Annotated in this window: 19 protein-coding genes, 1 tRNA gene and 1 rRNA gene; 6 read left to right on the top strand and 15 right to left on the bottom strand. The window is 39.6% G+C overall.

All coding sequences use genetic code 11. The features are described from left to right. The first annotated feature begins 6 nt into the window (after positions 1-6). Entirely contained in the window at positions 7-2067 is a 2061-nt protein-coding gene (gene htpG, locus CTY48_RS00140; RefSeq protein WP_099466495.1) for a molecular chaperone HtpG, read from the top strand. 77 nt (positions 2068-2144) lie between these two features. Here the strand turns inward: htpG and CTY48_RS00135 are convergent, their stop codons facing one another. The 5 genes from CTY48_RS00135 to CTY48_RS00115 form a co-directional block, all read right to left on the bottom strand. Then, a complete protein-coding gene (locus CTY48_RS00135; protein ID WP_180272595.1) occupies positions 2145-4184 on the bottom strand; it encodes a methyl-accepting chemotaxis protein in 2040 nt (679 codons plus the stop codon). A gap of 245 nt (positions 4185-4429) precedes the next feature. After that, positions 4430-4816 (bottom strand): response regulator, encoded by a 387-nt coding sequence (locus CTY48_RS00130; RefSeq protein WP_099466493.1) that lies wholly within the window; start codon positions 4814-4816, stop codon positions 4430-4432. Between the two features lie 55 nt (positions 4817-4871). Further along, positions 4872-5939, bottom strand: coding sequence for a peptidylprolyl isomerase (locus tag CTY48_RS00125; protein ID WP_099466492.1), 1068 nt, complete (start codon positions 5937-5939; stop codon positions 4872-4874). 11 nt (positions 5940-5950) lie between these two features. Next, on the bottom strand, positions 5951-7351 hold the full coding sequence (locus tag CTY48_RS00120; RefSeq protein ID WP_099466491.1) for an NAD(P)/FAD-dependent oxidoreductase: 1401 nt from the start codon (positions 7349-7351) through the stop codon (positions 5951-5953). Positions 7352-7564: 213 nt separating this feature from the next. Beyond that, on the bottom strand, positions 7565-7987 hold the full coding sequence (locus CTY48_RS00115) for an EamA family transporter (protein WP_099466490.1): 423 nt from the start codon (positions 7985-7987) through the stop codon (positions 7565-7567). A 199-nt stretch (positions 7988-8186) separates the two neighbouring features. Here CTY48_RS00115 and udk point away from each other — a divergent pair, with 199 nt between their 5' ends. Continuing rightward, positions 8187-8804, top strand: coding sequence for a uridine kinase (udk, locus tag CTY48_RS00110; RefSeq protein ID WP_099466489.1), 618 nt, complete (start codon positions 8187-8189; stop codon positions 8802-8804). Between the two features lie 123 nt (positions 8805-8927). Here udk and CTY48_RS00105 read toward each other — a convergent pair whose 3' ends face one another. The 7 genes from CTY48_RS00105 to CTY48_RS00075 all read right to left on the bottom strand — a co-directional run bounded on the left by CTY48_RS00105 (position 8928) and on the right by CTY48_RS00075 (position 16946). Further along, entirely contained in the window at positions 8928-9593 is a 666-nt protein-coding gene (locus CTY48_RS00105; protein WP_099466488.1) for an HD domain-containing protein, read from the bottom strand. 314 nt (positions 9594-9907) lie between these two features. Then, on the bottom strand, positions 9908-10606 hold the full coding sequence (locus CTY48_RS00100; RefSeq protein ID WP_236354655.1) for a YjjG family noncanonical pyrimidine nucleotidase: 699 nt from the start codon (positions 10604-10606) through the stop codon (positions 9908-9910). A gap of 15 nt (positions 10607-10621) precedes the next feature. Next, a complete protein-coding gene (locus tag CTY48_RS00095) occupies positions 10622-11470 on the bottom strand; it encodes an Mrp/NBP35 family ATP-binding protein (protein WP_099466487.1) in 849 nt (282 codons plus the stop codon). 269 nt (positions 11471-11739) lie between these two features. Next, positions 11740-12714 (bottom strand): L,D-transpeptidase family protein, encoded by a 975-nt coding sequence (locus CTY48_RS00090; protein WP_180272594.1) that lies wholly within the window; start codon positions 12712-12714, stop codon positions 11740-11742. A 107-nt stretch (positions 12715-12821) separates the two neighbouring features. Then, positions 12822-14054, bottom strand: a complete 1233-nt coding sequence (locus tag CTY48_RS00085; protein ID WP_099466485.1) for a cell wall hydrolase — start codon at positions 14052-14054, stop codon at positions 12822-12824. A gap of 159 nt (positions 14055-14213) precedes the next feature. Then, entirely contained in the window at positions 14214-15590 is a 1377-nt protein-coding gene (locus tag CTY48_RS00080; RefSeq protein WP_099466484.1) for an RsmF rRNA methyltransferase first C-terminal domain-containing protein, read from the bottom strand. Between the two features lie 30 nt (positions 15591-15620). Continuing rightward, complete coding sequence (locus CTY48_RS00075) at positions 15621-16946, bottom strand: MATE family efflux transporter (RefSeq protein ID WP_099466483.1); 1326 nt, start codon at positions 16944-16946, stop codon at positions 15621-15623. A 371-nt stretch (positions 16947-17317) separates the two neighbouring features. Here CTY48_RS00075 and CTY48_RS00070 point away from each other — a divergent pair, with 371 nt between their 5' ends. The 4 genes from CTY48_RS00070 to CTY48_RS00055 all read left to right on the top strand — a co-directional run bounded on the left by CTY48_RS00070 (position 17318) and on the right by CTY48_RS00055 (position 20599). Further along, the gene (locus CTY48_RS00070; protein ID WP_099466482.1) at positions 17318-18853 is read left to right on the top strand and encodes a DUF6056 family protein; all 1536 of its coding nucleotides are present in this window, start codon (positions 17318-17320) and stop codon (positions 18851-18853) included. Positions 18854-18993: 140 nt separating this feature from the next. Next, a complete protein-coding gene (locus CTY48_RS00065) occupies positions 18994-19179 on the top strand; it encodes a hypothetical protein (protein WP_099466481.1) in 186 nt (61 codons plus the stop codon). Positions 19180-19195: 16 nt separating this feature from the next. After that, positions 19196-19438 carry a spore coat protein gene (locus CTY48_RS00060; protein WP_099466725.1) on the top strand — a complete coding sequence of 81 codons (243 nt, stop codon included), beginning with the start codon at positions 19196-19198 and terminating at the stop codon, positions 19436-19438. A 195-nt stretch (positions 19439-19633) separates the two neighbouring features. Beyond that, entirely contained in the window at positions 19634-20599 is a 966-nt protein-coding gene (locus CTY48_RS00055) for a helix-turn-helix transcriptional regulator (RefSeq protein WP_099466480.1), read from the top strand. A gap of 141 nt (positions 20600-20740) precedes the next feature. Here the strand turns inward: CTY48_RS00055 and CTY48_RS00050 are convergent, their stop codons facing one another. The 3 genes from CTY48_RS00050 to CTY48_RS00040 form a co-directional block, all read right to left on the bottom strand. Beyond that, positions 20741-21922 (bottom strand): iron-containing alcohol dehydrogenase, encoded by a 1182-nt coding sequence (locus CTY48_RS00050; protein ID WP_099466479.1) that lies wholly within the window; start codon positions 21920-21922, stop codon positions 20741-20743. A 480-nt stretch (positions 21923-22402) separates the two neighbouring features. Then, positions 22403-22473 (bottom strand) — tRNA-Trp (locus CTY48_RS00045). A 187-nt stretch (positions 22474-22660) separates the two neighbouring features. Then, positions 22661-22904 (bottom strand): 23S ribosomal RNA (locus CTY48_RS00040); the annotation flags it as partial.

The raw sequence follows: 22904 nt of genomic DNA, 5'->3' as shown, positions 1-22904 counted from the left end.
TATAAAATGAGTAAGCAACATGGAAGTTTATCAATCGATAGCGAAAATATTTTTCCCATTATTAAAAAATGGCTGTATTCCGACCATGACATTTTCTTTCGTGAGTTAATCTCAAATGGCTGTGACGCCATCACCAAACTAAAAAAACTGGAAATCATGGGTGAGTACACAATCCCAGAAAACCATGAGTTCAAAATACAAGTTATTGCAAATCCAACGGAGAAAACTCTGAAATTCATCGACAACGGTCTTGGAATGACGGCTGATGAAGTAAATGAATATATCAATCAGATTGCTTTTTCCGGCGCAACTGACTTTTTAGAAAAATACAAGGACAAGACAAATGAGGACCAGATTATTGGACATTTCGGACTTGGTTTTTATTCTGCCTTTATGGTAGCAGATGAGGTTCATATTGATTCCCTCTCCTTCAAGGAAGGTGCGACACCTGTTCACTGGGAATGTGACGGCGGTACAGAATTTGACATGGAGGAAGGTCATAAGGATACAGTAGGTACCGAAATCACTTTATTCTTAAATGAGGACTGCCTTGAATTTGCAAATGAATACCGTGCAAGGGAAATCATTGAAAAATACTGTTCCTTTATGCCAACTGAAATCTTTTTATCCAATGCAACCGCAGAGCCGGAATATGAGACAATTTTATCTGAGGAAAAAACCGAGAAGGATACTGTAATCGAGACTATCATCGAGGAGGCAAAAACCGAGGAGAAAGAAAATGAAAATGGCGAGAAAGAAATCGTAGAGGTCTCTCCGCGAACTGAAAAACTCAAAATTTTAAAACGCCCGGTTCCACTGAATGATACGCAGCCTCTCTGGACAAAGCATCCGAATGACTGCACTGACGAGGACTACAAGGCATTTTACCGCAAGGTATTTATGGATTACAAGGAGCCTTTATTCTGGATCCATCTGAATATGGACTATCCGTTTAATTTAAAAGGAATTCTGTACTTCCCTAAGATTAATACAGAATACGACACAATGGAAGGTACCATTAAGTTGTACAACAATCAGGTATTTATCGCAGACAACATCAAGGAGGTTATTCCTGAATTCCTTCTGCTCTTAAAGGGCGTTATCGACTGTCCTGATTTACCGCTTAACGTATCCAGAAGTGCCCTTCAAAATGATGGCTTTGTAAAGAAGATATCTGACTACATTTCAAAGAAGGTAGCAGATAAGCTGTCCGGTATGTGTAAGGTTGACAGAGAAGCCTATGAGAAATACTGGGATGATATCAGCCCATTCATCAAATTTGGCTGCTTAAAGGACGAGAAGTTCTGCGAAAAGATGACCGACTATATCCTATTTAAGGACTTAAATGATAAATACTTAACTCTTTCCGAATACAAGGAAAGTAACCTTCCTGCGACTGAGGACAATACTGAAGAAGTTACAGACGAGAGTGCTGAAAATGATACGGAAGAGGCAAAGGAAAAAGATCGCAAAACCATCTACTATGTAAGTGACGCTCAGCAGCAAAGCCAGTACATCCATATGTTTAAGGAGGAAAACTTAAATGCGGTCATGCTGACTCACAACATTGACTCTCCATTTATTACACAGCTTGAGCAGAAAAATGAGGATATTAAGTTCCAAAGAATCGATGCAGATTTGACAGAGAACTTCAAGGAAGACAATAGCGATGTTGATATGACAGCAGAAATTGATACCTTGACTGAGGTATTCAGAAAAGCCTTAAGCAACGATAAATTGGACGTTAAAGTCGAGAAGCTGAAGAACGAATCCATCTCCTCCATGATTACACTTTCCGAGGAAAGCAGACGTATGCAGGATATGATGAAAATGTACAACATGTATGGTATGGACCCAAGTATGTTCGGCTCCAACGAAACACTTGTATTAAATGCTAACCACACACTTGTAAAATATATTCTGGAAAATAAGGATTCTGAAAATGTTCCGATGATTTGTGAACAGCTTTATGATTTGGCACTGATTTGCCATAAACCATTAGCCGCTGATGCGATGACAAAGTTTATTGCAAGAAGCAATGAAATCATGATGCTGCTGACAAAATAACAAAATAACAAAATAATAAAGCAAGAGCAGTTACAAGATTTTAAATCCTGTAACTGCTCTTTTATGTATCTATATATTTATAGCTTAAACTTACTTACAAGTTCATTCATACCGCCAGCCGTGCCTTCCTGCTCTGCAGATTTTTCCTCTACGTTATCCACCACACCCGATACGATTGAGATTGCATTTGCAACATCTGAACCATTTTGTGCTGTATTTTGTGCGGACTCTGTAATATTTTGTATTGCACTTGTAATTTCCGTAACCGTCTGCTCAATGCTTGCCGCCATATCCGAAACCTTATGTGACAATGCCTTAAAGCTTCTTGCATCCTCACCATACTGCTCCGATACACTTACAAAGCTATTGTAATCTGGGGTTACCGTATCCGTTATAAATCCTAAAATAGATTTGGAATTGTCTGTCAGCACACTGAATGCATCTGTTACCTGGTCAATTGTATTTTTAATTTCCTCTACTGCTTTTGTCGTGTCAGAGGCAAGTTTTCCGATTTCCCCGGCAACTACTGCGAAGCCTCTTCCTTGTTCTCCTGCTCTTGCCGCTTCAATGGAGGCATTTAAGGAAAGCAGGTTAATCTGCTCGGCAATACTTGAAATTACATTTGCCAAAGCACCGATATTCGTCACCACATTTGCATTTTCAATACTGATATTCAAACTCGTTTCGTATTCCTTTACAAGCTCGTTTGCCTTTTCGAAGGAATGTCTGCTGCTCTTCTCGATTTCTGCCGCTCTGTCCTCAATCTCAACTGCCATATCGGCACTATTTTCTGTCTCTACCGCCAGAACGTTTACAGAAGCATTTACCTCCTCAACCGAGGCATTCAGTTCCTCTGTCGCCGCACTTGTGGACATCATATCATTGTTAACATTCTGCATAATGTGTGTAATATCATTAAACTGATTTGCCAAATCATTTGACGCCTGCTTTAACTCCGTACTGGACTGATTCATAACCGCGGCACTGTCAGCAATTCTTTTCAAAACAAGTTTATTCTTCTCATACATGATACCGAGATTCTCGCCCATTCTTCCCAGCTCATCCTTTGATTTCAGTTTCACCGGCTCCTCTGTAAAATCACCCGCCGCAAGCTTCGTAATAGAATTATTTATTTTCTTAATTCCCTTGGTCACAGAGTTTATCACAAGTACAATAACCACAATGCACACAATGATAGCCAAAACTCCAATTATAATCATATTAATTGTCATTGTACGGATTGTTGCAAACAGCTCACTTTCCGGAATTTCAATACCAAGCTTCCAGCCATAATTTTCAAGTGTACTATAGTAAAGATCATGTTTTTCGCCGTTCTTTGTATAAACTCCGTTACCTTCCTGCTGCCCAAGAACTGTATTTCCAAGCTCTGCAAGTGTACTCTCTTCCTCGTCCTTAATATTTTTATTCATGACCTTTTCTGTATCACTGTTTGCCAGATAAGAGCCTTCTCCATTTAGAAGTACCGCTTTTCCGATATCAATCTTATTGACAATATTTTGTATCGTCGTCAAGTCAATATCCACGGTAACAATACCGATGATTGTTCCATCGCTTGCCAAAATCGGCGATGAGCAGGAAGACATGACAGTTCCGCTCACTTCATCTAAATAAGGATCTGTGATTTCTGTTTTCCCTGATGTCACCGATTGGGTATACCATTCATAGGCAAAATAATTATAATCTTTTGTATTATATTCATATGTCGTCTTGGCATCGGTTCCATCCTTATATACATATAAACTCATATATTCCGCGCTGCTATCATAGATATATGGCTCAAACCAAATACCGCTTCCGGATACGATATCGTTATTAAAAATAATTTTCTGAAGCATAGTTTCATATTGGCTCATTGTTTCAACCTGATAGGTCGCACTTACCATATCAGCTATGCTATCGGCAATTTGCGTTACACCCTTCAACTCATTGTTAATATTATCCATCTGCCCACTCAGTTCGCTCTCCATTGTGGCCTTAATCTGGCTGCGCACTCTGTTTTCGCTTGATTGAATGCTATAGATAATTAAAATAGCAAAGGAAACAACAATGATTGGAATAATAAAAACTAATAATTTTGTCCTAATCGATTTAAACATAATTCTCCTCCTTGAGCGCCACCATGAGCCTCTTCTAACGCTTTTCATTATATCATTCTTTGTTCGCATTATTTTACATTTAATACTTTTTTTATACAATTTTATTGATAATTAATAAGCGGTTACACGCGTATAACCGAAAAAGCATGAGAGCCGTTTCTTCTCTGGAATGAACGCATAAATAGTTTTTATATGATACAAAAAAGAAGCCCCCATTACGACGGCTTCCCTCACCATTTTCCTCTTTAAACTTTTTCTTTCTCTTCTTTCAGCCTTGATGCGATTACCTTTAAGACCATATCCGGCATAAACGGCTTCAAAATAAAATCGGTTGCTCCCAATTGAAACCCTTTCATTCTACTGTCAATATCCTCCTGAGATGTCAAAAACAATACCGGTATTTCCCTGTTCTTAGGATTTTCCTTGATTTTTTGGATTGTTTCAAAGCCGTCCATGCCTGGCATCTGAATATCCAAAAGAATTAAATTCGGATTATTTTTCTCCATAAATTTAAGTGCCTGTTCACCAGACTTTACAAGTGAAACTTTATAATAGGGCTTTAAAAAACTCTCTACAATTTTTAGGTTGGTCAGCATATCATCAATTACCAAAATATGTTCCTGCTCCTGCATATACAGTTCCCCCCTCGTCCATCATTAAACTACTTTATCAGATTTATCATTCTCTCTAGTTTTCAAAATGTTGATTATAAGTGTCAAAGAAATTGACAGTATTCACCTCAGTGCCATTGTCTCCCAACGCAACTGAATTCCAACACTCTTCATTAAATTCCGATACTAGTCCTTCCACGAAAACTTCGTATACCTCATCAAATGCCTTGGCTTTTCTCTGTTCAATAATAACCTCTTTGTTGGCATCTGTCGCTTCAATGTCATAGCTGTTGATACATCTGAATATGTAGTAACTGTCCTCAGTCTCTATTATATCACTTATTTCATCATTTTCCAAATCAAATACGACTTTTTCCACTGTTTCTTCCAGCTTCCCGCGGCTCAAAGACAGCTCGGTTGTCTCGTTATCGCTGTAGTTCTCTGCAAGATTAGTAAAATCCTCGCCGTTTTGTGCTTTTTCCAGTACCCCGGCGGCTTTGTTATATGCCTCTTGCTTTTCCGCATCCGAAAAAGCTACCTTATTTCCTGAAGCATCCAACGTATATTTGTTGATAACAATCTGCTGTACCGTAATAATTCTTGCCTCATCATCACTTACCTCAGTGTTTGTTTCTGTTGTGAGGGAGGAATACACTTTGCTTGCCAGTAAATAGTCTGTATAGGCATTGGAAATATCTTGTTTTGTAACGCCCATATATTCGATTTCTGCCTCACTTAAGCTACCATAATACTCCTCAGCCGCCTGATTAACCGTATTTTTTTCCTCATCCGTCAGTTCAATGCTATATTCCTTGGAAAACAATGCCATGCTCTTAATCTGTGCCATTTGGGCAATAACCGTTTTTTTCAGATAATCCTCAATTGTCATATCACCGCATTTTGTCTGCCACATATCACTGCCGTAAATATCCTCATATTGGTCCTGCAAGTTGGTGAGATAAATTTTTGCTTCCGCAAGTGTGCACACACTGTCATTGATACGAAATACATCGTCATCCCCTAGCCTATTCACTAAAATAACAGATGTAACACTTTGAGCACAGCCAATTCCAATCCCGCCGACAAACAGGCATGCCAATATGATTAATACAACCCTGACTCTCCTCATTTTTCTCTTTCTCATTCTCTATATCCTCAGCTTATCTTTTTCAAAATACTTCTCGCTACACTGATTCCATTTGCAGATGCCTGCTGCAGACCTCTTGTCACGGAAGCTCCATCGCCGATTGCTCTAAGACCTTCGATACTTGTCTCAAAATCCTTGTTTACCACTACCTTGTTGGAATAGAATTTTACCTCCACACCGTAGAGCAGTGTTTCATCGCTGGCAATTCCCGGTGTTACCTTATCAAGCGCCAAAATCATCTCCTCGATATCCACCATAATACGATGAGGGAATACTAAGGATAAATCTCCAGGTACTGCATCCTTTAATGTCGGAATCAGATTGTTACGGCAAAGTCTCTCCTCCGTTGTTCGTCTTCCCCTCTGGAAATCGCCGAAGGTTTGCACCAATATTCTTCCGTCGCAAAGCATGTTACTAAGCTGTGCAATCTGTTTTCCATATTCAATCGGAGTATGGAACGGCTCCGTAAAATTCTTGGATACAAGAAGAGCAAAATTCGTATTATTCGTCTTGTATTCCTTAGATTTGTATGCATGTCCGTTTACAACAGCAAGACCATTCTCATAGTACTCGGTTGCCACTTCTCCTGAAGGGTTTGTACAAAATGTTCTCACCTTGTCGTCAAAGGTCGGTGTATAATAAACAAGCTTCGCTTCATAGAGGTTCTTGTTTAAAAATTCCATGACCTCATCACGCACCTCAACCCTTACACCGATATCCACGGTTCCTACCTGTGTTGCTATCTTATATTTTTCACAAATATGGCTAAACCACTCAGAGCCCTCACGTCCGATTGCTGATACAAGCTCTCCGGCATAGATGCTTTCGCCCTTGTCCGTGATAACACCAACTGCCTTGTTATCCTCTATGATAAGATCGTCCACCATCGTGTTAAACATCATCTCCACGCCTTCATCCAACAGATGATTTTGGAGCTTATTGTAAATCTTATAGCCCTCTTCCGTTCCGAGATGCCTGATTGGACATTCAATTAATTTCAGATTTGCATTGATTGCTTTTCTTCTGATTTCCTGAATTTCCTTTGCCTTATCTATACCATAAATATTTGTATCCGCACCAAATTTCAAATAAATGCTGTCTGACTCATTGATTAACTCCAGCGCCTTATCATAGCCAAGCATTTCCGGCAAATGTCCGCCCACATCAGGAGAGAGGGACAGCTTACCGTCGGAAAAAGCTCCCGCACCTGCAAAACCTGTCGTTATAGAACAGGGTTTACAGCCGACACATACCTTCGTCTGTCTCTTCGGACATTTTCTGCTCTCAATCCGTCTTCCTTTTTCTATCATTAAAATACGTAAATCTTTTTGTTTTTCTTTTAATTCATAAGCACAAAAAATTCCTGAAGGTCCCGCACCTATTATAATTACATCATATTGTTTTTGCATAAATTGCCTCCAAACCGTCTAACTAAATTTTATTTGAATTACTTCGTAATTCGTGGATCCCCATCTGGGATGCTATAATTGTCCAACGACAATTATAGCATAAACGTCGAAATGTGTCTATCATAAGCGCAAAAATGGAGGATAGTGAAATTATGATTCTCTATCCTTATCGCTTTATTATTCCTGTTTTTTGTTACTTTAAGTATTTTATTATCACAAAACGAGTATTAACGTCCCCGCCGTAATAACAAGGCACCCAATTATAGTCTTTGCGCTCACTGCTTCTCCTAAGATAAGAAATGCCAAAACCATCGTAATTACAATACTGAACTTATCCACCGGGACAACCTTTGAAGCATCACCGATTTGAAGTGCTTTATAAAAGAAAAGCCATGACAGTCCTGTTGCAATGCCGGACAGCCCTAAAAACACCCAGCTTTTCTGTGTTATGTTGCTGATTTCATGCTGCTTACCGGTTATAAAGACAATGCCCCATGCCATGATCAAAACAACGACCGTTCGTATGGCTGTTGCAAGATTCGAATTGATATTTTCAATTCCTATTTTTGCAAATATTGATGTCAGGGCCGCAAAGACAGCGCCAAGACACGCATATAAAATCCATAGTTCACCCATGCCTCATCCCCCTTGTTCCGCATATTTTTACAATACCGTCCCAGTTTTGTTTCATTATATACTCAATCTATTCTAAAAGCAACCTGCGGCTCTGAAACAACTTTTTTCGACATGTTCCTGAATAAAACCTTTTTTTCCACTTGCAGGAGCTTTTCTTATACACTATAATATCATTGAATAACTAAATCGGAGGATTACCATGAATCGTGTTTATGTAATCGGTGTAGCCGGCGGCTCCGCTTCCGGCAAGACAACCATCGTGAATAACCTGAAGGAATTTTTTAAAAATGACATAGAGCTTATCAGCCATGACTACTACTATAAAGCTCATTATGATATGCCCTTTGAAGAGCGTGAAAAATTGAACTATGACCATCCAAACTCATTCGATACGGACCTGCTTATTTCAAATTTAAACGACTTAAAAAACGGGAAAAAAGCCTATCGCCCCGTCTATTCTTACTCCATACACAATCGTACCGAGGATACCGTAATACTTTATCCCAAGAAGGTAATCATTGTAGAGGGTATTCTCATACTGGAAAATGAAGAGCTTCGCAATATGATGGATACCAAAATTTATGTGGATGCGGACGCAGATGAGCGCCTAATGAGACGAATTCTTCGCGACATCAAAGAGCGCGGCAGAAGCATCGATTCTGTAATTGCCCAATATTCCAACACGGTAAAACCGATGCATGAACAGTTTATTGAGCCTTCTAAGAAATATGCAGATATTATCATTCCGCGCGGCGGAGAAAATTTAACCGCGCTTAATATCCTAAAAGAACACTTAAATATTGTATTGAATCAGTAATTTGGAACAACGAATGTGCAAAGCACATTCTCCGCGCCCGAGCAGATTGCATAGCAACAACTTCCATTCGGTGAGATGCGCATTAATAGTTTTAATATCATAGGAAATTCCTATGATATTAAATCAGGCAACCTTGTTGCCATTTGCCGTAAATTTAAACTTTGCATTTAATATTTCCGCCGCCCGCTTACACATCAACATGCGGTTTAGGAAAATTTCAAAATAATCCAAGATAGAGGAGATCGATTCATCTAATTTTATATCCAGATGGATTACTCCTTTTTCTTTATCAATCATCACCTTCGACTTGATGGCAGCGTAATTCACCCTGTCGTGATTGTCAAAGTTGGCTTTTTCCTTATTTCTCACACGATTTCTTCTTACATCTGTCTTATCTGCCAAAATGACTGCCGCAGATATCGGTGTCACCGCTGTTCCTGTCTTTTCATCGTGATTTCCGATTGCCGTTACAACTGCTGCAATGTCCTCGCAGTCCATTCCAAGCTCCTTCAAAATCTGAAATGCCATCAAAGCTCCATTGTGGGCGTGGTCATTTCGATTAACCGAATTTCCGATATCATGCATGAAGCCCGCTATTTTTGCCAGCTCAATTTCCTTTTTGGAATAACCAAGCTCTCTTAATATTTTTCCCGCCGTCTCGGCTACCTTTATCGCGTGAATCTTAGAATGGTCCGTATAGCCCAGCACACCAAGAACCTCATTTCCGACCTGAATATAAGTATTAATCTCTTTATTTTCTCTTATCTGCTCATACGTTATTTTACTCATGCACAACTCCTATTTTACTTTCTATTTTCTTTTATTTTTACAATTTAACTTTACCACGCTTCTGTAAAATTATACGAATGCGGTTTGTAAAATTTCAGTTAAAAAGAATGAGCTTGGCAATTTTCTATTATAAAAAAGTGTGAGCGTTGCTCACACTTCGCGCCCGAGCGGGTTGCAAAGCAACAACTTCTACTCCGCGAGGTTCGCATAATCGTTTTATATAATAGGAAATTCGTAAGAATTTTCTATTATATAAAAAAGCAAGACATCTATGTGCCTTGCTCTTTTAATCAAACTACTCTAACATTATTTTCTTACTTTACAATCTCATCCAGTTCATCCAGGGCTTTTATCTCATAATCAATCGTTACATCCATACTTGCCTTGATACCTTCCGGATTAAACCAGCAAGTCGCAATGTTCGCGTTGTTACCCCCTAAAATATCAGAAGACAGGGTGTCTCCCACTATAATCGTCTTCTCCAAGTCTATCCCCGGTATTCTTACAAAACAATAGTCAAAATACTCTTTCATCGGCTTTTGGAAGCCTGTTGCCTCCGAAACAAAAATATCCTTCATATAGACATCCAGACCGGAAGCCTTCAGACGGCTGAACTGGGTTTTAGTGACTCCGTTTGTCACAATATATAAATCGTGAGTCTTATAAAGTCTCTCTATCAGCTCCACCGCACCATCAATCAAATCATGTCCCTGACCGAGCAGCTCCTGATATTCATCCTCAAATGCAACTCCGTCTCCCTCTATTTGGAGAGTCTCAAAGAGCTTTACAAATCTGGTATAAATTACTTCTTCTCTCGTAATTTCCCCCTGCTCATACTGCTTCCAAAGTCCATGGTTAATCTCATTGTAAATTGCTTTTACGTTATCATCTAATAAATAATTATGATTTTCAAAAACTTTTTTCATCGCATTTCTCTCTGCCGAATTGAAATCAAGCAGAGTGCCATCTACATCAAACAAAATGGTATTGTATCTTCCCAATTTCTTATCCACCTTTCAAGCCTTCTCTTATGCAAGCATACCTGTAAGCTTATCTGCCGCCTTTTGTATATAATCATTATTCACCTTATAAAATTCTCCTGCGTCCGCTGCACTTGCGTATTCAGAGCGAATCGGCACCTTACCTAACACTTCTAACTCTAAATCAGCGGCAATCTCATCAATATGGCTTTCACCAAATACCTGAATCTTCTTGCCGCAATCAGGACATTCGATATAGCTGTAATTCTCAACAATACCGATAATCGGAATGTTCATCGTCTTTGCCATATGATAAGCCTTCTTCACAATCATGCTGACCAAATCCTGCGGGGAGGTCACCACAACAATTCCGTCAACCGGCAGAGACTGAAATACCGTAAGCGGTACATCACCTGTACCAGGAGGCATATCCACGAATAAATAATCCAGCTCGCCCCACATAACGTCACTCCAAAACTGCTTTACCATGTTGGCGATAACAGGTCCTCTCCATATTACCGGAGCTTCCTCATCCTCCATCAAAAGGTTGATGGACATCACCTTCGTTCCGTTTTGCGCTTCCTCCGGGAAAATTCCTTCCTCAGTTCCCTGAGCCGGACCTTTTAAGCCAAACATTTTCGGAATGGACGGTCCGGTGATATCTGCATCAAGAATTCCTACGCGATAACCCTGCTGCTTCATCTGATTGGCAAGGGATGCCGTAATCATAGATTTTCCGACGCCTCCCTTTCCGCTCACAATTCCGATTACTTTCTTAACATTTGTATAAATATTCGGTTCTACCAGAAAGCTCTGCGGGGTGCTCTTATCTGCGCTTGCGCAGCCCTCACAGCTGTCCTTTGAACACGATGTACTATTGCAATCTCTTTCTGCCATCTCTATCTCTCCTTATTATTTTTTAACATTTTTATCCTTGTATATGATACTAAGTATACCACGTTGCCATTATAATTGTGTATTCTTTCTATTTATTTTTGTAAAAAATTGTAACCGTTCAGCCATGCCATTCATAATGTGCCAGAATATACGGATACACCAATATCGTACTAAATAATTGGCACATTATGAATGTAGGGCGTCTGCCCTATAGAAATGATTATGCAAAATATCCTTAGAGTGCAAGCACTCACGGTCATTTTGTATAATCATTTCTGCATGACCGAACTGTCATAAAAAATTATAACCGGGGTACCAACCTCTATATTTTCAAATATGGTTTTCACATTATCATACGGTGTATTGATGCAGCCGTGAGAGCCATTTGTCGTGTAAATATTTCCTCCAAATTTACTTCTCCATGAAGCGTCATGTATTCCGATGGAGCCATATACCTTCATCCAATAACGCACAAACGCCACATATCCGGTTCCGACCAAATTAATATTTCTCACTTTATTATAAATATAGCCGACTACAGTGGGCGTGTTATGCCCCTTTGCCATATTTCCCGTGACGATATCCGTGGCCACAATCAATTCACCATCCTTGTAAAACCACATCTTCTGCTCATTCATATTGACCTCTACATAAGTGTTTCCGATATCATTTATACCTCTTACAAAGCCCTTCTGCTTGTAAACCGGCTCTCTCCCTTCTATGCTCTGGCCTTCCTTGATAAGACCGATAAGCTCCTTTGTCTCTGCCCCGCAGTCCATCGCCCAGCCATAAGGTCCTCCGGACACCGTCACCGTTTCTCCGTGAGAATTGACAAATTGCCTTTCACTTCCCACTGTATCATATTTTTTTGCAAGCGCCGCTACATACTCCGAAACCTTATCTTCATCCAGCACTACCGCATCATTTTCAATTGTAATCCAGCTTTTAATCAGTTCGGTATCAACTGTCTCTGTCTCTTCTCCGAACTTATACTGAATTTTAGCGGTTGCAAAATCATTGACTAGCTTCTCTTCTCTGCTTAACCGTGGCTCTATTTTGCTTATCGGACTGCTTTTCTCTGTCAAAACACCAGCGCTGAATACGGGTGTCACCTTTGCCGCCTCATAAGTTACCCTCTGCTCATTTGCCTTAATTATATACTTGGTCGTTCCAATTGCCACCACAACCAAAGCCACTCCTGTTATAGCCATTAAAGTAAGCAACGCCCCTCTTCTCTTCCCCATTGCTGCCATTGTTTCCTTTCTGTTCCTCGTCTATACTTATTCTTTGGTAGTTCTAATTAGAATATAGGAAAGGTACTGACTTTGCCAGTACCCAGCTTTTATTCTTTTTAGAAAAATACATGATTGCCGATTATCGTTCCGCTAATACCGGAACTTACGGTTCTAAACTGCAGCCAACTGCCGGAGGAATGTCCGTTTAATACCTGCTGCGCAGCGGATACACAACTGCTGTTTGCTCCTTGTGCCAAAACAAGGGCAAATCGCCCGCTTGCCACCGGTGTAAACTGACCGCTCTGGTAAATAACTCCTACTATTGTATTCGGATAGCCTGCACTGTTGACACGATTCATAACAACAGAGCCAACTGCTAGCTTTCCTTCCGCACTCTCACCGCCTGCTTCACATTGAATAATTGCCGCAAGCATCGCCAGATCTCCTGCGGAACTGCTTGTACTTCCCGATGAACCACTCGTGCCTCCTGACGAACCACTCTGAGAAGAGCCGGAGCCTGCACTCTGCGATTTCGCCGCTTCTGCTGCCGCCTTTTCTTTCGCGGCTTTTTCCTTCGCTGCCTTTTCCGCTGCCGCCTTTGCCTCTTTTAGCTTCTCCAGCGTATTATTCTGATCCGCTAATTTCGCTTCATATTCCTTTGCCTTCTTCTCTGTTGCTGCAATTTCATTGGAATAGGAGGAAATCTTCGTTGATGTGGAGGCTACAATCTCTCCTACCTGCTGCTGCTTACTTTCCACATCAGCCTGTAAGACATACAGCTCTTCCTGCTCCTGAATAAGCAGTTCTTCCTTCACTTCAATTTCTTCCTTTGTCTCCTTATACTCATTCAGCATGTCTCTGTCATAATCATATATCTTGACAATATATTCCGCCCTGTTCAACGCATCAGACAGACTTTCCGCCTCCAGAAACATTTCCAGATATGCCGTATCTCCATTCTCATACATAAACTTAATACGCTTTTTCATATCCTCATACTGCTGTTCTTCTTTTGCCTTAGCATCGTCAAGCTCCTGCTGCGTCGTTGTAATCTCTTCTTCCTTCGTAGTAATCTGATTTCCCAAATCCTCCAACTGCTCACTTAAATTCATAAGCTGTGTATTTAAGTCATCTAAATAAATCTCTAACTTATTTTTTTGTGTTTCAAGATTATCTACTTTATTTTTTGCATCATTAATATTTGCCTCAGTGTTCTTCTTCTGCTCTGTGATATCTGTAATCTGATTCGATATATTGCTCTTTGAGGAAGCCTCCGCCGTTGTCACAAGGACAAGAGACAGACAGATTGCAACCATTGTCTTTAGCAAACTATTTTGAAATATCTTCATAAAACAATCCCCTTTTGTAAAATCGTTGTATTATCTCTAGTCTGAACTATCCCCTTAATACTACTATATTTTATTCATTATTACAACTGTTCCCTAAAAGATGCATATTTGTTAGATTTAGCCTGCAATGCCATGAGGTTAAACCGTAAAATTTAGAAATTACTGCCACCGCCATGAGGCACTATACTTATTTTTCAGCATTCCGTTGTTCAGCTTTCCCCAGCCAAGCGGGTAGCCGGACACACAGACTAACTGCCAGCCGGATTTTCTTTTTACCTCTACATCGCTTATATCAAGTGTTTCTCCCTTTAAATACTTAATTACTCTCCCGTCATCTTCCTGAAGGTTTACAACAGAGTCAAACTCCTCTGCCCTCAGTGCCATCGCAAATGCCTGACTAGGCTCAAATCTGTTTTTCTTCATCTCACCGAGTAAAAGTCCTGACCGTAAAAATCGCATCCCTTTTAAATTTTTCATGTATTGGGATACATAAAATACTCGTTCCCCTTTGATATCAATATAATTTCTGTCAATATCCATCGAAACATTTTGGAGAAACTCCTCGAGCACCTCGGAATCTGATTTTGCAATCTTATATTTTTCACCGCTGACCATTCCTTGAATAGGCTCTCCCTTTTTGTGAAGCAATGCAATAAAATGCCCTTCTGCCTCCATTTTATGAGGCCAAATACGCACTGTTTTTGCAAGCTCCTCACTGCCGCCGATAAGTTCCGGTCTTCCCTTTGAAAAGCCTTCATAATCTTCAACCTCAAGCAGTTCAAAGCTGTCGTTTGTGTCAAGGAGATACTGTATCGTTCCCTCATTCTCAACAGGCGAAAATGTACAGGTAGAATAAAGCATAAGTCCGCCCGGCTTTAACATCTTAGCTGCCTGTATAATAATATCCCTTTGTATTTTTGCATAAAACTCAGGGCCGTTTCTCTCCCAACTGCTTATGATTCCCGGATCTTTTCGAAACATTCCCTCACCGGAGCAAGGCGCATCAATCAAAATTTTATCAAAATACTCTTCGTAATAATTCAACAGTTTATCCGGTGTCTCATTTACAACAAATACATTCGATATTCCGAAAAGCTCAATGTTTTTCAAAAGTGCCTTTGCTCTTGAATTGCTGATGTCGTTCGCAACCAAAAGTCCTTTGCCTCTGAGCTTTGTTCCAAGCTCCGTGGCTTTTCCGCCCGGGGCCGCACACATATCAAGCACGACATCCCCCGGCTCCACCGCAAGGCGGGATGCAGGTGTCATGGCGCTTGGTTCCTGTAAATAATATAATCCGGCATAGTAATACGGATGCTTTGCCGGATGCTCCTTCCCGTTATAATAGTAACCGTTTGGTATCCACGGAATTTTCTCTATCTCAAAGGGGCATATTCTTTCAAACTCCTCTAGCGAAATCTTATTTGTATTGACTCTGAGCCCATACATTCTCTCATTGTCATAGCTTTTAATATAATCCTCGTATTCTCCCTGCAGGATTTCCTTCATTTTATTTACAAATGCTTCTGGTAGCCTCATTCTCTATCCTCTATTCTTTCTATATGAAATCTAAATCTTTTGCAGCTTCCACTTGCCGCCTATAAATCTGCTCACAAAGCAGATGACACGAAACAGCCAATCCACAACCATAGCAATCCATACTCCGATTGCTCCCATTCCCATATGTTTGCCCAAAATATAGCTCAATACAACCCGGAAAGCACACATGGAAAAGATGGAAACGACCATCGTAAATTTTACATCATTAGATGCCCTCAGTGCATTCGGTAGGGTAAAGGATGCCGGCCACAGCACCATTGCAAGTCCATCATGGATAAATACCAATGTCATCGCTAATTTAAGCGTCTCCGGCGATAAATCGTAAATACTTAAAATCCATGGCATCGTCGTCAAAATAACGATATTTACGGCTATCGTAATGAAATAGGTTATTTTCAATATCTTTTTTGTGTAGTAGGTCGCCTGCTTGTAATCACCGGCACCGACACAGCGCCCCACAACGGTGATAATTGCAAGGTTCATTGCCTGTCCCGCTATACAACCCATGCTGTCCAAATTATTTGCCACCGCATTTGCCGCAATCTGAACCGTTCCAAAGCCTGATATAATACTGACCACAACGACACGTCCAAGCTGAAATACACTATTTTCAAAACCATTCGGAATTCCGATATTCAAAATCTTTTTCACCATAAGGGAATTAAATTCTATCTTAAAAATTTGCTTTACATAGACATCATTTTGCTTATTGCTAATCAAAGCCAGCATCACAATCGCTGCAAGCATACGTGCAATTAAAGAGGAGGTTCCTGCTCCGGCAACTCCCATATCAAGCTTAAATATAAAAAGCACATTTCCAAGTATATGAATTACATTCATTCCGAGTGACACATTCATGGAGACCCTAGAATTTCCCATCGCACGAAACAGCGCTGCACAGGAATTATATAAGGCAAGAAAAGGATAGGATATCGCCGTAATTGTCAGATAAATAATGGCATTCCTCATTACATCCTCATCGATTGCTCCAAATAAAAGAGAGAGTAACGGTCTTCGAAGGAGAAGCGTCATCGTCATAATCACAAGAGAGAGGATACCGGTTATGTAGATAAGCTGTTTAGCCGAAACGCAAGCCATATCCCTTCGCTTTTTGCCGATATATTGTGCCGTTACGACAGCTCCGCCCGTCGCGATAGCTGCAAAAATATTTATAAGAAGGGTGTTAATCATATCCACAAGGGATACGCCTGATACGGCTGCTTCGCCCGCCCTTGATATCATCATGGTATCTGCCATTCCAACTGTAATCGCCAGAATCTGTTCGATAATCAGAGGAATGATTAGTCTTCTTAATGCCTTATTATCAAATAGCATTTTTGCCTCCCGTAATATGACACTATAATGTCTACCGACATTATATGAATTACTTCGTAACTCATAATTGTATCCCCATCCGGGATGATATAATGTCTACCGACATTATATGAATTACTCCGTAACTCATAATTGGATCCCCATTCGGGATGATATAATGTCTACCGACATTATATGAATTACTCCGTAACTCATAATTGGATCCCCATTCGGGATGATATAATGTCTATCGACATTATATCATAGTTCTTTTCATTAATAAAAGATTACATTTTACTTAATTTATTGTGCCAGCTATTGCCATATTCTATAAATCTGCTAAAATCAAAAGGGATTTTATAAAATGTATGCTATTATAAGGAGGCAATTTTGTGACTTGGTTATTTGATATGTGTAAATTTTTTTGGGAAAAATACTTTGGTAAATTACTTTCCAGAAAAAGTTTTGCCCTGTTTTCCGTAATTGGATTATTCCTATCCACTCTTCCACTGCTAATTCTTGGTTTTTATAATCATCCGAGCGCTGATGATTTTAATTATACAATTTTGACTGGAGCGGCTTTGCGAAACAACAGCGGTATTGCAGCATTTTTTGCTGTTATCGGCGCAGCGATTGAGCGCGCCACAAGCTATTGGGGCGTATGGCAGGGAACCTATGCGATGAGCTTTTTTGCAGCTCTTCGTCCTTCCCTATTTTCAGAGCAGCTCACCTTTTTACACTCCGTTATACTGATTGGAATTTTAATTATATCTATTTTCTATCTCTATCACGTATTGCTCTGTAAAATATTAGGTATGGACAAGTATATTTATATGATTTTGGCAAGTGCGACTGCATTTTTATCCATACAATATCTCCCGAATGCGGTAGAAGGTTTCTTTTGGTATACAGGCGGCGTAGGATATACATTCTTTTTGTACCTTGCATTTATTTTACTTGGAAAATCACTGCTGGCTTTCCATTATAAAAAGCTTAGTATTCCGAATACGATTGCGCTGTGTATCCTGTCTTTTTGTGTGGCGGGCGGACATTTTGCCATCACTCTTCTCGGATTTGTATGCACAGTTATCCTGTTTATTGGCTCCATTTTGGACAAGAGTCTGTCAAAATCTTTTAAAATCAGATACTGGATTAACACTGTTATCTATCTGGTTGGATTTGCACTTTGCGTCGGAGCTCCCGGAAATTTAAGAAGGCAGGCATCCTTCACGGAAAAACAGACTGTGATTGAAACGATAATAAAATCTTATTTGCACGGATTAGGTTACGCAAAGCTTTATACTAATACGGTTGTGTTCCTCGGAATCCTTTTTATCGGAATAATCGCTTTTATAGGACTAAAAAAAGTAACTTTCCAATTTAAATATCCGGTTATTTTTACACTGATTACCTTCAGCATGTATGCGGTTTTGCTTATGCCGGGATATTACTCCACAAACGGAATTCCTGCTCCCCGCTATCTGGATATCATTTATTTCGGAGTAATTTTGTTCTTTTCTGCAAATATTATTTACTATGCAGGCTGGCTTCAAAAAAAACTTGCAAAGCTTGAGGACAATGAGAATTTTGGAAGCCTTCTTGTCTGTCTGAGGCCCATTGCCGGTAATGTAGTTATTTTTCTTTTTATTTTATATGGTCTGGTTCATCTGACTACATTGGAAATCAGTCTGTCCACCGGTGTAAGGGCAATCAAATCAATTACAAGCGGAGAAGCAGCAGAATTTGATGCTCAGATGGACGCGCGCGAGGTTTTATATAATGACGACACTGTGAAAGAGGTTTCTATTCCTGCCCTGACCGTATATCCTGAATTAATTTATTTTGACGATATTACCGATGACAAGGACAATTATGCAAACTATAAAATAGCAGAATACTATGACAAAGACTTTATTGTAATTGAATAAAAGCTTTTAACCTAAAGATATTCCGGTATCTTTAGGTTTTTTTATTTTTTATAATTTTTTTTACTTTGCTGGGTATACTAACTCTGTCTAAGTAACTTATCAAGTTATTTTAATTATTTATAATAAAAGGAGGTAATACCATGCAAAACATTTCAGAACTTGATTTACAGAATTTGAGACATTTAATCGGCGGTCATGACACATCCCACTGCAAAATGTCTTCCTATGCAGAGCAAGCAAATGACGGTGAAGTAAAACAGTTTTTCCAAAAGTCTGCACAGGCTGCAGAACAGACCAAACAACAATTATTACAATTTTTACAATAAGGAGGTACGAATTATGATGATGGAAAAAACAATGGTAAGTGATGCTCTCGTTGGCATAAACGGAGAACTTACCAGATATGCAGAGATGATTACACAGACAGAAAATCCGCAGCTAAAGCAGACTTTAAAACAGCTTCGCAACCAATGCGAAACCTCTCAGGAAGAATTATACCAGATTGCCAGAAGCAAGTCCTACTACATTCCGGCAGCACCTGCAACCCCTGAAGAAATTGCACATGTGAGATCACTTTTCAAATAATATAGAATTGTTTTGAGGAAACGGTATAGCTTCGGCTATGCCGTTTCTTCTTTTGCAGATTTATGTGATATAATATTGTAATACAGATACCAAAACTTAAAATAAAAAATGAAATAACAGCAAGTAAAATCAAGCAGCAATCTTTCTAATCCTCTATAATGGATTTAGGGTGGTTGAAACGGGGTGAACAGACGAATGTACGAATGGCAGAAGCAAATTCAGATAATTGTTGACGAAATTGACAAATGTATTAAAGGTTATAACGATGAAGCCTTGACACTACGCTTTCTTTCTAGCAGGTTGGGTTATTCCGAATTCTATACAACAAAGAAATTTAAAGAAATATCGGGTATGCAGTTTAGGGATTACCTGCGAAACAGAAAATTAGCCTTTGCACTAAAAGAGGTTCGGGATAGTGAAAGAAGCCTTTTAGATATTGCTTTTGATTATGGTTTTTCATCACATGAAGCTTTTACCAGAGCTTTTAAAGGAACCTATGGTATAACTCCAAGTGAATATAGGAAAAAAACTGTGCCTGTCGTTCTTCGTACGAAAATAAACCCTTTTGACCGCTACTTTTTAGGATTAGGAGAGATTGGCATGATGAAATCTACAGATGATGTTAAAATTTATTTTGTGACCATTCCCGCACACAAATTTTTGCACATTAAAAATTATGAAAGTAATGGGTATTGGGATTTTTGGCAAAAGCAAAGTCTTATTCCGGGACAGGACTGTGAAACAATTTGCGGCTTGCTCGACAGTATTAAGGGTAAATTGGATGACGATGGCGGTAACGAATGCAACAGCGGCAGCGGTCAGATTATGGCGTACATTAATGATCCGGATGGCAGACTCTGCGATTGGGGTATTCCGCGTACAGAGTGTTATGGTGTACGACTTCCTTTTGATTATAAAGGCGAAGTACCACCACAAATGCTTATGATTGATGTTCCAGAAGCCGAGTATATTGTTTTTGAACATGGAGCATTCGATTATGAGCAGGAAAATCGTAGTGTAGAAGAAAAACTTGAAAAGGCAATGGCAACTTTTGATTTTGCAGACACCGGTTACTGCTTTGATACGTCTCCCGGTAGAATCATCTACATGTATCATGATCCGGAGCGTTTTTTTAAATATATCAGACCAGTACGAAAGTAAAAAAATCGACCGCCTAACACTATACAGATGCTAATCAAAAACTATTGCAATGTATATGTTTAGGCTTTTTAGATGAAGAACGGACGTATCACTGTTCAAGTGATACGTCCGTTTTATTGTTTCTTCTATTTTCAGTTGTTTTTAAAAATCTACTTCTGTTCCGTAGTAAGTACAGGTTAATAATTTTTCCATTAAATCCGGTGTGATTTCTCTTGGATTAGAGCCTGTACAGGCATCGCCAACTGCAAGTTCTGCAATTCTTGCTACCTTCTCCTTGAATTCAGCCTCATTGATGCCAAAGTCCTTCAAGTTCTTAGGAATATCCAATTTCACATTGTACTCATCAATCTTGGCACAAAGCTTGCTCACTAACTCGTCCTCTGAGCTGCCCTCAATACCAACAAATTTTGCTATGTATGCATAACGGCTCTTTGCAACTTCATTCTTTGCATTAAACTTAATTACATATGGCAAATAGATTGCGTTTGCACATCCGTGAGGAATATGTCCTGTTGAGAATGCTGCTCCTGTCTTATGAGCCATCGAGTGAACAATTCCAAGTAATGCATTGCTAAATGCCATACCAGCCAAACACTGTGCATAATGCATCTGCTCTCTGGCTTTGGTGTCACCCTTAAAGGAATCCGGTAATTCTTCAAACACCATCTGAATTGCTTTGAGTGCCAGCGGATCGGTAAATGGTGAGTTCAGAGTCGATACATATGCTTCGATTGCATGTGTCAGTGCGTCCATTCCTGTATGTGCAGTCAATGTAGGAGGCATTGTCTCTGCTAATTCCGGATCAACTACTGCCACATCCGGTGTAATGTTAAAGTCAGCTAACGGATATTTAATTCCCGTTGAATAGTCTGTTATAACGGAAAAAGCGGTAACCTCTGTAGCCGTTCCTGATGTAGACGGAATAGCAAGGAATCTTGCTTTTTGTCTCAACTCAGGGAAATTAAACGGTGTAATCAAATCTTCAAATGTTGTTTCCGGGTATTCATAAAATGCCCACATAGCCTTTGCCGCATCAATCGGCGAACCTCCACCAATAGATACAATCCAATCAGGCTCAAACTTTCTCATCGCTTCTGCTCCGCGCATAACGGTTTCTACCGATGGGTCTGGCTCAACCTTTTCAAACAGCTCTGTCTCAATTCCTGCTTCCTTTAGATAATCCAGTACCTTGTCCAAAAATCCAAAACGCTTCATGGAACCGCCACCAACTACAATGATAGCTTTTTTTCCTTTTAGCGTCTTAAGTACTTCTAAGCTTCCTTTTCCATAATATAAGTCTCTTGGTAATGTGAATCTTGCCATAATGAAATACCTCCTAGATTTGTTTAAATTTGTTTAAATTACTTTACTAATCCAGTATAGCACACCTATTTCATTATTACAATTATGATTGTGAATTTTTAAACGATTTTTCCTATAGATTTCAGAGATATAATTTTGTATTTTTAAATATCTTTGTTTTTTTCTTCCTTATTTTCTTTGTTTTGATTATTATATTAAGTTATTTCTTCTTATTATTCTGATTTTTTTGATGTTATATAAAACAATTTTTAAATTTTATCGATTTTGTTTTAACACTCCTGTGTTAATTTTAACAATATAGAAAGCGGACAAATCCGCATCAACTTCTGCATCTCTCACTCATGAGGGACTTGGCTGCTTTGTTGCGCCGAATGCAGTCACGTAGTAACATCTTCTATTTGCATTTGTGCACATAATATTTCCTATAAAATAAAAAACATTCAAGTCACTTTTAACAGTGTTTGAATGTTTCTTTAAAAGCAGGGGAAGAGGGATTCGAACCCCCGTGAACAGTTTTGGAGACTGTCATCCTACCACTGGATGATTCCCCTCTGCTAATATATATGAGTATATAACATAAGTGACTATTGCTAGTCACTGTATTATACCTTCAAAACTGTATATAGAATTCGAATAATTCAATAAGAGACACTAAGGAAGTTCGATTTCGTTTCACTCTATCGAACGACCAACGCACTAAGCTCTGCCTTCGCTTCGCTCGTCAATTGCTAAGTGCTTATGGTCATGCCCTCGACCGATTAGTAACAGTCAGCTCCATACATTGCTGCACTTCCACCTCTGTCCTATCTACCTTGTACTCTTCAAGGGGTCTTACTAGCTTGCGCTATGGGATATCTCATCTTGAGGGGGGCTTCACGCTTAGATGCCTTCAGCGTTTATCCCTTCCAAACTTGGCTACTCTGCCCTGCCTTTGGTAGACAACAGATACACCAGCGGTTCGTCCAACCCGGTCCTCTCGTAC

Source organism: Konateibacter massiliensis (genome assembly GCF_900184995.1).
In the GTDB taxonomy this organism is placed as follows: Bacteria; Bacillota; Clostridia; order Lachnospirales; family Lachnospiraceae; genus Lachnotalea; species Lachnotalea massiliensis.
The sequence above is the reverse complement of the archived record's forward strand: the minus strand, read 5'-3'. Positions and strand labels throughout refer to the sequence as shown.